Origin of the sequence: Streptomyces sp. NPDC015130 (assembly GCF_043080005.1) — a bacterium.
GTDB lineage: Bacteria > Actinomycetota > Actinomycetes > Streptomycetales > Streptomycetaceae > Streptomyces.
Map to the genome: position 1 here is coordinate 131,927 of NZ_JBIBVC010000016.1, position 14,215 is coordinate 146,141.

12 protein-coding genes are annotated in these 14,215 nt (G+C 74.5%); 7 read left to right on the forward strand and 5 right to left on the reverse strand.

Going from position 1 to position 14,215, the window contains the following annotated elements; translation table 11 throughout:
• Positions 1-73: 73 nt before the first annotated feature.
• On the reverse strand, positions 74-889 hold the full coding sequence (locus tag ACF08F_RS28735) for a glycosyltransferase family 2 protein (RefSeq protein ID WP_392301432.1): 816 nt from the start codon (positions 887-889) through the stop codon (positions 74-76).
• Positions 890-1,160: 271 nt separating this feature from the next.
• Between ACF08F_RS28735 and ACF08F_RS28740 the strand changes: the two genes are divergently transcribed.
• The 5 genes from ACF08F_RS28740 to ACF08F_RS28760 all read left to right on the forward strand — a co-directional run bounded on the left by ACF08F_RS28740 (position 1,161) and on the right by ACF08F_RS28760 (position 8,426).
• Positions 1,161-3,020 (forward strand): glycoside hydrolase family 15 protein, encoded by a 1,860-nt coding sequence (locus tag ACF08F_RS28740; protein ID WP_392301433.1) that lies wholly within the window; start codon positions 1,161-1,163, stop codon positions 3,018-3,020.
• Positions 3,021-3,105: 85 nt separating this feature from the next.
• A complete protein-coding gene (locus ACF08F_RS28745) occupies positions 3,106-4,176 on the forward strand; it encodes a phosphatase PAP2 family protein (protein ID WP_392301434.1) in 1,071 nt (356 codons plus the stop codon).
• Positions 4,177-4,221: 45 nt separating this feature from the next.
• Entirely contained in the window at positions 4,222-6,447 is a 2,226-nt protein-coding gene (locus ACF08F_RS28750) for an NADP-dependent isocitrate dehydrogenase (RefSeq protein WP_392301435.1), read from the forward strand.
• A 95-nt stretch (positions 6,448-6,542) separates the two neighbouring features.
• Positions 6,543-6,830, forward strand: coding sequence for a hypothetical protein (locus tag ACF08F_RS28755; protein WP_392301436.1), 288 nt, complete (start codon positions 6,543-6,545; stop codon positions 6,828-6,830).
• Between the two features lie 135 nt (positions 6,831-6,965).
• On the forward strand, positions 6,966-8,426 hold the full coding sequence (locus ACF08F_RS28760) for a sigma-70 family RNA polymerase sigma factor (RefSeq protein ID WP_392301437.1): 1,461 nt from the start codon (positions 6,966-6,968) through the stop codon (positions 8,424-8,426).
• Positions 8,427-8,475: 49 nt separating this feature from the next.
• On the opposite strand, the gene ACF08F_RS28765 is transcribed toward ACF08F_RS28760, so the two are convergent.
• The 4 genes from ACF08F_RS28765 to ACF08F_RS28780 form a co-directional block, all read right to left on the reverse strand.
• Positions 8,476-9,621: a CAP domain-containing protein gene (locus tag ACF08F_RS28765; RefSeq protein ID WP_392301438.1), complete on the reverse strand. Its 1,146-nt coding sequence runs from the start codon at positions 9,619-9,621 to the stop codon at positions 8,476-8,478.
• Between the two features lie 126 nt (positions 9,622-9,747).
• On the reverse strand, positions 9,748-10,620 hold the full coding sequence (locus tag ACF08F_RS28770) for a universal stress protein (protein WP_392301439.1): 873 nt from the start codon (positions 10,618-10,620) through the stop codon (positions 9,748-9,750).
• A 226-nt stretch (positions 10,621-10,846) separates the two neighbouring features.
• Positions 10,847-12,190, reverse strand: a complete 1,344-nt coding sequence (locus tag ACF08F_RS28775) for an acyl-CoA dehydrogenase (protein ID WP_392301440.1) — start codon at positions 12,188-12,190, stop codon at positions 10,847-10,849.
• A 192-nt stretch (positions 12,191-12,382) separates the two neighbouring features.
• The gene (locus ACF08F_RS28780; protein ID WP_392301441.1) at positions 12,383-12,838 is read right to left on the reverse strand and encodes an RrF2 family transcriptional regulator; all 456 of its coding nucleotides are present in this window, start codon (positions 12,836-12,838) and stop codon (positions 12,383-12,385) included.
• A 130-nt stretch (positions 12,839-12,968) separates the two neighbouring features.
• Here ACF08F_RS28780 and ACF08F_RS28785 point away from each other — a divergent pair, with 130 nt between their 5' ends.
• Together ACF08F_RS28785 and ACF08F_RS28790 are read left to right on the forward strand one after the other, a co-directional pair.
• Positions 12,969-13,094, forward strand: coding sequence for a hypothetical protein (locus ACF08F_RS28785; RefSeq protein ID WP_392301442.1), 126 nt, complete (start codon positions 12,969-12,971; stop codon positions 13,092-13,094).
• Positions 13,095-13,350: 256 nt separating this feature from the next.
• A complete protein-coding gene (locus tag ACF08F_RS28790) occupies positions 13,351-14,211 on the forward strand; it encodes a glutathione S-transferase C-terminal domain-containing protein (RefSeq protein ID WP_392301443.1) in 861 nt (286 codons plus the stop codon).
• The last annotated feature ends 4 nt before the right edge of the window (positions 14,212-14,215 follow it).

Below are 14,215 nucleotides of genomic sequence, written 5' to 3' on the forward strand. Positions count from 1 at the left end.
TCACGACGAGCCTCTTCCGGCAACCGACCCGACCGAGGGTCTGCACGGGACGAAGATGATGCTGTTTCCAGCCTCAGCCCGCGGGGTGCGATTCGTCAACCGGAGCGGGACGGGGGCCGGTGCGGGCGCGCCGGAGGCCGCCGTGGGCGAACCGCGAGAGCGCGTTGTGGGGCCGTTCGTCGAGGAGCGTGCCGAGGATGCGGGCGCCGTCGCGGACCGTGCGCGGGTGCGAGGGGCCGTGCAGGCGCGGCAGTTCGCGACTGGGCACCTCGGCGACGCGCAGCCCGTAGTGCAGGGCGTGCGTCACGAGTTCGGCGCCGAGCTCGACCCCGTCCTCGCGCAGGTCGAGGAGGTCGACGAAGCCCCGCCGGAACGCGCAGAACCCGTACCAGAGATCGGTCAGCTGCTGACCGTACAGCCGGCGTGCCACGCGCAGGAGGGCGCGGTGGCCGAGGCGCCGTCCGAGCGGATAGTCGGCGACGGCCCCGCCCGCGATGAATCGGGAACCCTTGACGAAGTCGAATCCGCTTTCCAGATAGTGCAGGTAGTGCGGAATCTCGTGCGGCGACATGCTGCCGTCCGCGTCCATCAGCACGATGAGGTCGCCGGTGGCGGCGCGCAGCCCCGCGTGCGGAATGTCGCCCCGGGTGAAGTCCCAGGGCCCGAGCGTCCGGACGGTCATCCCCTCCCGCGCGGGTCCCGTGCTCGTCGGCCGGCCGATCAGGACCACGTCCCGCACGTCCTCCGGGACCTGGCCGAGCAGCAGGTCGAGGCCCTTGCCCGGGTCCTGGCCGTCGGGGCGGACCGTCAGGACGAGGCTCACGGTGGCCTTGCCCGAGCCGGGCACCCGGCCGGTGGACCGGCGGAGCGGATGCGCGTCACTACTCATGGGTACGCCTTCCGCGCGGCGGTCCGCGGCCCTGCCGCACCCTGTGCGTCGCCGCACACCGCGCACTTCAGAATCCTGCGCCGAGGGCGACGGCGTCAAGAAATGCGGAAGAATATGCGGCGGGCGTTGAAGGAATACCGCCGGATCACCGCCGGATCACCGCCGGATCACCGCCGGATCACCGCCGGAACACCGCCGGGAAACGACCGGAATTCCCTTCCCCGGCGGCCCTGTTTCTGCGCCGGAATCCTGAACGACATACAATCCGGTCATGGCAGGGCGAATTGAGGACTACGCCCTCGTCGGGGACCTGGAGACGGCCGCGCTCATCGGGACCGACGGGTCCGTCGACTGGTGGTGCACGCCCCGCTTCGACTCGCCCGCGTGTCTCGCGGCCCTCCTCGGGGATCCCGCCCACGGCCGCTGGCTCCTCGCCCCGGCCGGCAGGACCCGCTGCACGCGCAGGAGTTACCGGGGCGACACCCTCGTCCTCGACACCGTCTGGGAGTCCGCCGCCGGTACCGTCCGCGTCACGGACTTCATGCCCCCGCGCTTCCAGGGCTCCCCGGGCTCCGGGCGGGAGGGCGGTCCGAGCATCGTCCGTGTCGTCGAGGGGATCTCCGGACGGGTCGCCATGCGGGGCGAGTTGAGGCTGCGTTTCCACCACGGCAGCATCGTGCCCTGGACCCGGGTGGTGGGCGGGCGCACCGTCGCCTCCGTCGCGGGACCCGACGCCGCCTACCTCTCCTGCGGCCCCGGCATCGACCCCGTCGTCACCGCCGACCGGACGACCGTCGAGTTCACCGTCCCCGCCGGGAGCCGCGTCGCCTTCGTCCTCGGCTGGCGCCCCTCGCACTTCGCCGTGCCCCCCACCGCCTCGCCCGCCGAGACCGACGCCACCCTCCTGCGCACCCTCGCCTTCTGGAACGACTGGGCGGGCGCGCTCCGTTACGAGGGACCGGCCAGGGACGCCGTCCTCCGCTCGCTCCTCACCCTCAAGGCCCTCACCTACGCCCCCACCGGCGGCATCGTCGCCGCCGCCACCGCCTCCCTCCCCGAGAGCATCGGCGAACAGCGCAACTGGGACTACCGCTTCTGCTGGCTCCGCGACTCCACCTTCACCCTCTCCTGCCTGCTGCGCGGCGGATTCCACCGGGAGGCCATGGCCTGGAAGGACTGGCTGCTCCGGGCCGTCGCCGGCGACCCGGCCGACCTCCAGCCGCTGTACGGCGTCGAGGGCCAGCGCCGGCTCCCCGAGACGTACGCCGACTGGCTGCCCGGCTACGAGGACTCACGCCCCGTCAGATTCGGGAACGCGGCCGTCGACCAGTTCCAGCTCGACATCTACGGGGAGGTGCTCAACACCGTCTACTCGGCGGTACGGGCCGGGGTCACCCTCGACCCGCCGGCCTGGGCCCTGATGGCCGAGCTCCTGGAGTACCTCGGCACGCGCTGGCGCGAACCGGACGAGGGCATCTGGGAGGTCCGCGGCCCACGCCGTCACTTCGTGCACTCCAAGGTCATGGCCTGGGTCGCCGCCGACCGGGCCGTCCGCCTCGCCCGCGTCGCCGGCCTGCGCGGCTCCGTACGCCGCTGGCAGGCCCTGCGCCACGAGATCCACGCCGAGATCTGCGCCCGCGGCTGGAGCGAGGAGCAGCAGTCGTTCACGCAGTACTACGGCGGCCACGAGGTCGACGCCACCGCCCTGCTCATCCCCAGGCTCGGCTTCCTGGCCGCCGACGACCCCCGCGTCCTCGGCACCGTCAAGGCGATGGAACGCCTCGACGAGCAGGGCTTCCTCCGCCGGTACGGCGACGTCCGGGACGGCGGCACCCACCAGCTCGACGACCTCGGCGGCACCGAGGGCGCCTTCGTCGCCTGCACCTTCTGGTACGCCGACGCCCTCGCCGCGACCGGCCGCGCCGAGGAGGCCCGGGCCGTCTTCGAGCGGGTCCTCGCGATCCGCAACGACGTCGGACTCCTCGCCGAGGAGTGGGACCCGGTGGCCGGCCGCCAGCTCGGCAACACCCCGCAGGCGCTCAGCCACGTGGCCCTGGTGAACACGGCCTTCACGCTCTACGGCACGCGCCGCCACGGCCGCACGGCCACCCCCCGCCTCGCCGTGGCCTGACCGTGGCGCCCCGGCCCGCGCCTTCGGCGTGTCGTTCGGGTGCATCCAGCGGGCGGGTCCGCCGCGCGTGGGTTCGAATCGGGGCATGGCTTCCTACGACAGGCTCCGCGCCGGCGGCACCCCGAGGCCGCTGGAGACCGGTGACACCTGGTGGTACGCCGCCGTGGCCGGCGAAGCCGCCGGCTCCTTCAGCGCCAGGGTCCGCACCCGGACCCGGCGCGCCTGCCTCGGGGCCGTCCTCCTCCTCACGATCGTCTACGCGGGCCTCGTGCTCACCGCGACCGGCCGCCGCTGGGGCGACGCGGCCCTCACCGGACGCCGCGCCGACACCGCCGCCGCCACCCTGCTCCGCGAGCACCCCTCGCTCGCCGGGCTCACCACGCTCTCCCTCGTCCTCGGCTGCGCCCTGCTCCTCGCCACCGGCCTCCTGCGCAGGCGCTACGCGCTCACCGGAGCCGTCGCCGGCGCCCTCGTCACCTCCCTCGCGCTGACCGGGCTCCTCCAGCGGTACGCCCCCCGCCCCCGGCTGCTCGACTCCGGAGGGGCGCTCCTCCAGAGCGGCTTCCCCAGCGCCCAGAGCACCCTCGCCCTCGGCACCGCCTTCGGCCTCGCCCTCCTCGTCCCGTACCGGCTCCGCGGACCCACCGTCCTCGCCGGCACCCTCTGGGCCGGAGCCGTCGGCGCCTACACCGTCGCCGCGGGCGACCACCGGCCCGGCGACCTCATCGCCGCGACCCTCGTCGTCCTGGCCGTCTTCTGCGGACTCGCCGGCTTCCTCGCCCGCAAGGGCAAGGTCCGCCCCGCCCGCAGGGCCCCCCTCCCGCACGCCCTGCTCACCGCCGTCCCGCTCGCCGTCCTCGCGGCCGCGGGGCTCGGCGCCGGCTTCTGGATCCTCGGCGACACCCTCTCCCTGCCCGCCGCCGCCCCCTACGACCCGGCCGAGCTCCGGCTCGCACACCGCTGCGGACAGGCCCTCGCCGCCGGCGTCACCGCCGCCGCAGGACTCCTCCTGCTCGCCCTGCTCCGCCGTGTCGACATGGACCGGGCCCCCTCCCCGTACCGGCTCGGCGGCCCCTTCGTGGAGGCCGCCGGGGCGCCGCGCGACGGTGAGGTCGTGGGGCCCTTTACCGAGGACCGCGATCACGAGATATCTTGATGTCGAGCAATCTCGCATACGCAGACGTGGAGCTGGAGAACCCTGGTGACTGACTCGACCATCATCTACACCCACACTGACGAGGCGCCCGCCCTGGCGACGTACTCGTTCCTGCCCGTGATCCAGGCGTATGCCTCGCAGGCCGGCGTCACGGTCGAGACGCGGGACATCTCCCTCGCGGGCCGCATCATCGCCGTCTTCCCGGAGTACCTGGAGGAGGGCCAGCGCATCCCCGACGCCCTCGCGGAGCTCGGCGCGCTCGCCAAGACCCCCGGCGCCAACATCATCAAGCTGCCGAACGTCTCGGCGTCCATCCCGCAGCTGAAGGCCGCGATCGCCGAGCTCCAGGCGCAGGGCTACGCCCTCCCGGACTACCCGGACGACGCGCAGACGGACCAGGACAAGGACGTCCGCGCCCGCTACGACAAGATCAAGGGCTCGGCCGTCAACCCGGTCCTGCGCGAGGGCAACTCCGACCGCCGCGCCCCCGCCTCGGTCAAGAACTACGCCAAGGCCCACCCCCACCGCATGGGTGCCTGGACCCCCGAGTCGAAGACGAACGTCGCCACCATGAGCGACAACGACTTCGCCTCCACGGAGAAGTCCGTCGTCATCGCTCAGGACGACACCCTCCGCTTCGAGTTCACCTCGGCCGACGGCACCGTCTCCGAGCTCCGCGAGCCGCTGAAGGTCATCGCCGGCGAGGTCGTCGACGCCGCCGTCATGCGCGCCGCCGCCCTGCGCACCTTCCTCAGCGAGCAGGTCGCCCGCGCCAAGGCCGAGGGCGTGCTCTTCTCCGTGCACCTCAAGGCCACGATGATGAAGGTCTCCGACCCGATCGTCTTCGGCCACGTCGTCCGCGCCTTCTTCCCGGCGACCTTCGCCAAGTACGGCGAGGTCCTCGCCGCCGCCGGCCTCTCCCCGAACGACGGCCTCGGCACCGTCCTGAACGGCCTCGACGCCGTCCCGCACGGCCTCGGCGCCGAGATCAAGGCCTCCTTCGAGGCCGAGCTCGCCGCGGGCCCCGCCCTGGCGATGGTCGACTCCGACAAGGGCATCACCAACCTGCACGTGCCGTCCGACGTCATCGTCGACGCCTCGATGCCGGCCATGATCCGCACCTCCGGCCACATGTGGGGCCCGGACGGCCAGGAGGCCGACACCCTCGCGGTCCTCCCGGACCACAGCTACTCGGGCGTCTACCAGGCCGTCATCGAGGACTGCCGCGCCCACGGCGCCTTCGACCCGTCGACCATGGGCTCCGTCCCGAACGTCGGCCTCATGGCGCAGAAGGCCGAGGAGTACGGCTCCCACGACAAGACCTTCGAGATCGCCGAGGCCGGCACCGTCCGCCTCGTCGACTCCGCGGGCACGGTCCTCCTGGAGCAGGAGGTCGCCGAGGGTGACCTCTTCCGCGCGTGCCAGACCAAGGACCTGCCCATCCAGGACTGGGTCAAGCTCGCCGTCACCCGCGCCCGCGCCACCGGCGCCCCGGCCGTCTTCTGGCTGGACGCCGCCCGCGCCCACGACGCCCAGCTGATCGCCAAGGTCGAGCAGTACCTGCCGCAGCACGACACCGAGGGCCTGGACATCAAGATCCTGTCCCCGGTCGAGGCCACCACGTTCTCCCTGGAGCGCATCCGCCGCGGCGAGGACACCATCTCGGTCACCGGCAACGTCCTCCGCGACTACCTGACCGACCTCTTCCCGATCCTGGAGCTGGGCACCAGCGCCAAGATGCTGTCGGTCGTCCCGCTGATGGCGGGCGGCGGCCTCTTCGAGACCGGCGCCGGCGGCTCCGCCCCGAAGCACGTCCAGCAGCTCGTCAAGGAGAACTACCTCCGCTGGGACAGCCTCGGCGAGTTCTTCGCCCTGGCCGCCAGCTTCGAGCACCTCGCGACGACCACGGGCAACGGCCGCGCCCAGGTCCTCGCCGACACGCTGGACCGCGCCACCGGCACCTTCCTCAACGAGGACAAGTCGCCGACCCGTCGCCTCGGCGGCATCGACAACCGCGGCAGCCACTTCTACCTCGGCCTCTACTGGGCCCAGGAGCTCGCCGCCCAGACCGAGGACGCGGAGCTGGCCAAGGCCTTCGCCCCGCTCGCCGAGACGCTGGCCGCCAACGAGCAGAAGATCGTCGACGAGCTCGTCGCCGTCCAGGGCTCCCCGGCCGAGATCGGCGGCTACTACCAGCCCGACCCGGCCAAGGCCGCGGCCGTGATGCGCCCGTCCGCCACGCTGAACGAGGCCCTCGCCTCCCTCGCCTGATCAGGCGCGACGCGGTTGCCGCCCCGGCCGGAAGGATTCCGGCCGGGGCGGTCCCGTCGGTGGCGCATCCGACGTCCGGGTGTGAACCTGGATGGATGAGCTGGGCATCTTGGACGACCGCCGGTGTCTACACCGGGCGAGGTGGGGTGCTGACCGACGAGGCCGGCGTCGTCACGGGCGATCTGACCGTGCACACGACCTGGACCGAGGGCGAGGCACGCGTGGCCGTGCAGTACAGCGGCGCATCCGACTGGTTCACCATGTCGGGCAGTCCCGTTCCGTGCACCACGGAGGAGGAGAGCCGCGACCTCCACGAAGCCGTCGTGGAGGCCGTCCGGAAGGGCGCCGGGGCCACCGTCCCGATGCCCCGACCACAGATGTAGGGTCTGTCCGCCGGACGGACCCGGCCGTGACGCCCCCGGGCGATCACGCCGCACAGACCGAGAAGTGTTATCCCTCCCGCGCCCACGGGTCTCCGAACGACGGGGGACTCGGGCCACGGATGAGGGAGCAGACCCATGCACAGCGACGAGCGCCGCACCAGCGCACTGGTGGAGGCGGCCCGGGCCGGTGACACGCACGCCAGGGACGAGCTGGTACGGGCGTACCTGCCCCTCGTCCACAACGTCGTCGGCCGCGCCCTCGACGGACACGTCGACACCGACGACATCGTCCAGGAGACGATGGTCCGCGCCCTCGACGGCCTCTCGGGCCTGCGGGACCCGGACCGCTTCCGCTCCTGGCTCGTCGCCATCGCCATGAACGGCATACGCCGCCGCTGGCGCGAGAACCGGCAGGCCCCCGTGCCCGGTCTCGACCGGGCCGCCGACCTCGCCGACCCCGCCGGCGACTTCACCGAGCTCACCATCCTGCGCCTCCGCCTCACCGGGGAGCGCCGCGACGTGGCCCGCGCCACCCGCTGGCTCGACGACGAGGACCGCGAGCTGCTCTCCCTGTGGTGGCTGGAGGCCGCCGGAGAGCTCACCCGCGCCGAACTCGCCGACGGCCTCGGCGTCTCCCCGGCACACGCCGCCGTCCGGGTCCAGCGGATGAAGGAACGCCTGGAGACCGGCCGGGCCGTGGTCCGCGCCCTCGACGCCGACCCGTCGTGCCCCGGGCTCGCGGACTCCCTCACCGCCTGGGACGGCCGGCCCTCACCCCTCTGGCGCAAACGGATCGCCCGCCACCTGCGCACCTGCGCCGCCTGTACGGGTCTGACGGCCGCCGGCCGCGGCCTCGCCCCCGTCGAGGGCCTGCTCGTCGGCATCGGCCTCGTCCCGCCGCTGGCCGCGGCGGCGGTGGCCCGGCGCGGCGCGGAACCCCTGGCGGCCGAACCCGTGGGCCGGTGGACCCCGATCCGGCGCGCCTGCCTCGCCGGAGCCGCGACCGTCGCCGTCCTCGGCGCGCTGGCCGTGCTCGTACCGCGGCAGGAGGAGGTCCGCGTGGCACCCGACGTGCCCCGCGCCGCGACCCCGGCACCCGCGCCCCCGGTCACCTCGCCGCCCCCCACGACCCGGGCCGCGACCGTCGCCGCCCCGGCCCCCACGACCCGCACCCCGGCACCCCGCCCCACCACACCCCCGCCGCCCCCACCCACCGCCGAGGAGCGGGTGACGGAGAAGGTCAACACGCTCCGGGCGGCGGCGGGCTGCGCCCCGCTGCGGACCGACCCGCGGCTCGTCGCGGCGGCCCGGGGGTACGCGCGCGACATGGCCGCGCGGGGCTACTACGCGCACAACAGCCCGGAGGGAGAATTCGCGGACGCGCGGATCACCGCCTCCGGGTACGACTGGAGCGCCTGGGCCGAGAACCTGGCCCAGGGGGCGAAGGACCCGGCGACCGTCGTCGACGACTGGATGGACGGGTCGATGCACGAGGAGAACATGCTGGACTGCCGGTACCGGGACACCGGTGTGGCGTCGGCGCCGAGTCCCCGGGGCACGATCTGGGTGCAGAAGCTGGCGGCCCCGGCCTCCTGACCCGGGCCGCGCCCCGGAGGGCGCGGGCCGGGGGCGGACCGGCCGCGGGTCAGCGCCTGGCGCCGAAGTTCTGCACCCACCAGGGGCCGTTGGAGGTGAGGGTCACCCCGACGCCGATGTCCTTGAACGAGCAGTTGAGGATGTTCTCCCGGTGGCCGGGGCTCTCCATCCAGTCCGCCATCGCCTCGGCCGGGGTCTTCGGACCGCGGTGGATGTTCTCCCCCCAGGTCGACCAGGAGTACCCGGCGCCGGTCATCCGATCGCCCGCGGAACGGCCCTCCGGGCTGTCGTGCTCGTAGTAGTCCCGTGCGGACATGTCGTCGGAGTGCCCCTGGGCGGCGGTCCGAAGGTGGCTCTCCGCGCGGAGCGGTCCGCAACCCGCCTTGTCGCGCTCGGCATTGGCGAGGGCGACGACCTGCTGGACGTACTCGGCGGCCTTCCCGCCGACGGTTTCGGAGCCGGAGCCGGAGCCGGAGCCGGAGCCGGAGCCGGACCCCGTCCCGGTCTCCGTGCCGGACTTGGTCCCGGAACCGCTGCCGGACCCGGCATCGGAACCCGAACCGGAACCGGAGCCGGAGCCGGAGCCGGAGCCCGAACCCGTCCCGGACCCGGGGCCGGTCGAATCGCCCGAATGCCGCCCCTGGCCGGTCCCGTGACCGGACTGCTCCCGCCCGGGGGAGGAGGGAGCGGGCGTCGTCGTCGCCTTCGTCCTCGGTGCGGTCTCGGACCGGGGAGGCGTGGTCCGGGCCGCCGGCGCCTTCGACGCGGAGCCCGCGGGCGTGGGCGCGGTCGAAGGGGGCGGCGTGGAGGGCAGCGCGGACTCCCGCACCGCGCCGCCCGTACTCGGCGAGGCTCCTCCCAGGGTGTCCGGTGCGGTTCCGGGCGCGGCGACGGCCGCGGGACCGGCGGCCGGCGCGGGGGCGGCGACGTACCACCCGGCGGCCACCGTCAGGACGACGGCCGCGGCCCCGGCGGCGGTGACGGCGGCCCGGAAACCGGGACGCTCCGGGGCGCGCCGCCGCGAGCCGCGGCCCTTGACGCCCTTCCGGTGGCGCCCGCCGTCCCGCGCGGGGCGATCCCCGCCGTCCCGCACAGGGTGATCGGGCAGCATGACGTGCTCGGCGTGGTCCAGGTGCCCGTTCAGAGCGACGTGTTCGGGGTTCTCGGGGTGACCGGGGTGGTCGTGGTGCCGCATGGAGCTCCGCTCTCTCGCCGAGGCCGCCGGACGGTCCGGCGCTAGGGAGAGCCACCGGGGCGACGGCGTTAACACTTTCCGGCCCCGGCCGCCCCGACACTCCTTGTCAACCCACGTCAGAGCCTTTCAGCCCTGCGGGATCACCGCCACCGGGCACGGCGCGAGATGGAGCGCCGCGTGGGCCACGGAGCCGATCCGCGGGCCCACGGCGCCGCGCTTGGCCCGCCGGCCGACCACCAGGAGCTGCGCGGCCCCCGAGGCGGAGAGCAGCACCTGGCCCGCGCTGCCCAGTTCGACGTGCTCCGTCACCGGTACCTCGGGGAACCGCTTCCGCCAGGGCGCCAAGGCCTCGCGCAGCGCCTTCTCCTCGTACGGGACGAGACCGCCGGCCTCGTCGGCGAGCTGCATCGACCCCGGGCTGTACGCGTAGAGGGGCGGCAGGTTCCAGGCGCGGACGGCCCGCACCGAGGCCCCGCGCGCGGCGGCGGTCGCGAAGGCGAAGCCGAGGGCCGCGGCGCTGTCCTCGGGAGTGCCGAGCTGCCCGACGAGGACGTCGCCGGCCGGCGGCTCGGTGGGCTGGCCGTCGCGGGACCTGACGGCGACCACGGGCCGGCCGGCGGCGGCGATGATCTGCTGGCCGTACGAGCCGAGCAGGAAGCCCAGGATGGCGCCGTGGCCCTGCGAGCCGATGACGACCATCTCGGCCCGCGCCTCGGTGCTGAGCAGTGCCGCGACCGGGGTGTCGTGCAGCACCTCGGCCAAGAGGACGACGTCCGGGTGGTTCCGTGCGACCGTCGCCTCGGCCTCGCGCAGGACCGCCTCCGCCGCCCGCTCCTGGCCCGCCTTGTCCTGGACCAGCGGGATGTCGAGGGGTTCCCAGCGCCAGGCGTGGACGAGCCGCAGCGGGAGCCCCCGGTGGAGTGCCTCGCGGGCGGCCCAGTCGGCCGCCGCCAGGCACTCCGGGGAACCGTCCACTCCTGCGACGATCTCACGACTCATCGGACTGCCTCCGTCGGTAGCGTGCCGGGGCCCCACCGGCCGGCCGGGCCCTCCTTCCTCCAGCTTGGGCCCTTCGGCAGCGCGAGGAGAGGGACGTAGGTCCCGACATGCCGGACCGTCCGTCCCTTCTGCCGTGCGGTGTTCGCCCCGGGCGGGCAGGGCACGGGCAGGGGACGTCGCCGGCCGGGCGGTCGGACGGGCGGTCGACGGGTGGTCGGACGGGTGGTCAGGCGGGCAGGGTGAGGCGTGCGTGGGTGCCGTTGAGGTAGTGGTCGCCGATGTCGCGGAGCCGGTGCGCCGGCTGCGTATGGGCCGTGAGCGCACGGGCGTTGCGCCAGAAGCGGTCGAAGCCGGGCCCTCCTGACTGGGCGTCGGCGCCCTCGGCTCCGTCGACGAGTTCGAGGACGCGCGTCGTGACGCGGACGGCGGCGCGGCTGCTGACCGTCTCCGCGGCGGAGACCAGGACGGCGATGTCGGCCCGTTCCTCGGGGCTCAGCGTCGGTCCGGTGAGCAGGCCGCGGGCCAGGGCGTCCGTCGCCCGCTCGACGACCGCCGATGCGGCGTGCGCCGTCGTGGCCAGTTCGCCGTACGCGAGGAGGAGGTAGGGGTCGTCGCCCGTGCCCTGCGGAACCGCGCCGCCGGTGTACGGGCCGCCGCCCGCCGGGTGCGCCGGGGAGGGTCCGGCCTGCCCGGCGCGGCTGATGTCCCGGGCCTCGGCGAGCGCCCCCTCGGCGATGCCGAGCCCGACCTGGACGAGCAGCAGCCGCAGGGCGAGCGGGGCGAGGCCGGCGAAGGGGGCGACGGCGTGTTCGTCGTGGGGGAGTACGCCGAGGACGTCACAGGACGGGACCGGGACGTGGTCGAAGGTGACGGTGCCCGCGCCGGAGAGTCGCTGTCCGACCCGGTCCGTGCCCGCGTCGGTGAACACACCGGGGTGCGCCGGGTCCACCAGGACGATCAGCCAGTCGCCGGTCCCGCCGGGCCGGGCGCCGACGACCAGCCGGTCGGCCACGGCGACGCCGGAGGCGAAGGTGCGGCGCCCGTCCAGGATCCAGCCGCCGGCTTCGGGGGTGAGCCGGAGCCCCTGGTCCTTCTCGGTGCGCGGCGGTACGACGGCACCGGCGAGCAGCCAGTGCTCCTCCGCGGTCCGCACGTCGAGGGCGCCCGTGCCGGGTCCGGTGACGGCGCCGGTGCGGGCGGGTTCCGCGTCCTCCGCCGGGCCGAAGAAGCGGCTGCTCCAGGACAGGACGTAGTGGTGCGCGAGGAGTTCGCCGACCGAGCTGTCGGCGGCGGAGATCTCCCGTACGACGGCGGACGCGGCCCGCCAGTCCGCGCCCCGCCGGTTCACCCCGGGCGCCGTGAGGAGGGCGGGCAGTCCGGCCTCCTGGAGCCGGGCGACCTCGTCGAAGGGCGCCTTGCCGGCCCGGTCCCGCGCGGGCGCGTCGACGGCGAGGTCGTCGGCGAGCTCACGGGTGACGCGGGGCCAGATCTCGTCGTCCGCGGGCCGGTCGGCCGGTGCCGGGACGATGCGTATCGCGGTTCTCCTGACCGACTTCCTCGGCGTGCTCACGTCACCTCACCCGATCCCTGGTATTCCCACTGAATTACTAGGAATAGTGGCAGAGGCCGTCGCCCGCCCCCAAGGGGTGTCCGAGGGGTGGACGTGGGCGTCTTGATCGGCGGGATGCCGTCATGTCGCCGCAGGTCGTACGGAGTTCACCGCGTCGAGAATCGACCGGACAGGAGATTTCCGGCCACCCCGTCACGGGTTCGTCCAGGCCTCCGGATCGTCCGCGAGGGCGGTGATCGAGGCCGGGAGCTCGGCCGACGCGACCTCCGCGAGGGAGACCCCGAGCACCTCGCGCACGCTGGCGCGCAGCGCGATCCAGAGCGGGAGCAGCGACTCGGCGGGTCCCGTGTACGCGAGGTCCGGCGGCCGCTCCCCGCGCACGGAGACCAGCGGGCCCTCCACGCAGCGGATGACGTCCGCGACCGAGATCGACTCGGCCGGCCGGGCCAGCCAGTACCCGCCGTTGCCGCCGCGCTGGCTCTGGACGAGTCCGCCCTTGCGCATGTCGCCGAGGATGCCCTCCAGGAACTTGTGCGAGATCCCCTGGACTTCGGCGATGGCCTCGGCCTTCAGCGGCCCCGAGTCCTGGGCGGCGGCGAGCTGGAGGGCGGCCCGCACCGCGTAGTCGGCCCTGGCTGAAATGCGCATGCGCGCATTATTCCGCACGCCCCCGCCCGAACCGTGCGCCCCGGAGCTGGCGCGTCCCGCACCCTTGACGTCACGGGTGACCGGCCGGAGACTCGTCAAAGGAAGAAACCCAGCGAACGGGTAGGGAATCATGGGACGCACCGGCCGGCGGGACACCGCACACGCCGTGCCGCTCCCGCGCCCCGTGCCCCTCACCTCGCGGCGTCACATCGACCTGCTGCGGGTCTGCAGCGCCGCGGGTCTCCTCATCCGCTGAGCCCGTCGCCCCCGCCCGTTCGGCCCCACCGCCGGCCCGGCCCCGTCGGCTCCGCCCTGCCGGTCGCTCCGCCCCGTGCCGCTCCGGCGTCCCGGTCCGGACACCCGCCACACCTCGGATTGTCCGCCTCCGCCTCCTCCTTCCCGTTCTTCTGCCGCCTCCGGCCCCGCGCGGCAGCCGACGCCGTCGTGCCCCCTCGACCGCGCCGCCGCCGCGCGCCGCCGGACCCGGCACCGAGCACCCTCCAGGGAGAAGCATGTCCGTCGTTCCGTCCTCGCTCCTGCCCGCCTCCGCCGTGCCCGCCTTCCGGGGCCGGATCGGCCGCGACGTGCGCAGCGGCCACTACGCCGTACCGCACCGCTACCGGCTCCATCTGGCACCCTCGGGCCCCGGCTGTCTGAGCATCGCCCTCACCCACGGCCTGCTCGGCCTCGACGACACGCTCCCGCTGACCGTGCTCCCCGAGACCCCCGACACGCCCGACGGGGGGTACGCGGCACTCCGCCCGCTGTACGAGGCGAGCGCCCACCTGTACGGGGGTCCGGCCGCGGCGCCCGTCCTGAGCGACGGGTGGACCGGGCGGATCGTCAGCACCCATGTGCCCGACATCCTGCGGGACCTCGCCCTGCGCTTCCGGGGCGACGGGCCCGACCTGCTGCCCGAGGAGCACCGGGGCGAGATCGAGGCCGTGGCCGACCTGTGCGAGCGGAGCATCAACAGGGCCGCCCAGCGTGCCGGGGAGCTCGGCCTCGACGACGCCGCCGCCCACCGCGACCCGCTCGGCGTCCTCTTCGCGGCGCTCGGCTCCCTGGAGCGGCGCCTCACCGGCAGCCCGTACGTCCTCGGCGACCGCCCGACCGCCGCCGACGTGCAGGTCTGGGTCACCCTCGTCCAGCTCGACACCGTCCACCGCTGGCACCTGGACGCGGAGGCGATGGACCGCGTCGCCGGCCACCCGGCCCTCTGGGCGTACGCCCAACGCCTCTCCGCCCGGACCGAGTTCGCCCGGCACCTCGACATCGACGCCGTACTGCGCCGGCACCGCGCCCACTGCCGCGGCCACGAGGCGGCGGGCGCCGGGATCCGGATCGTCGACTGGCCGAGCCCCTCGGCCTGACGGC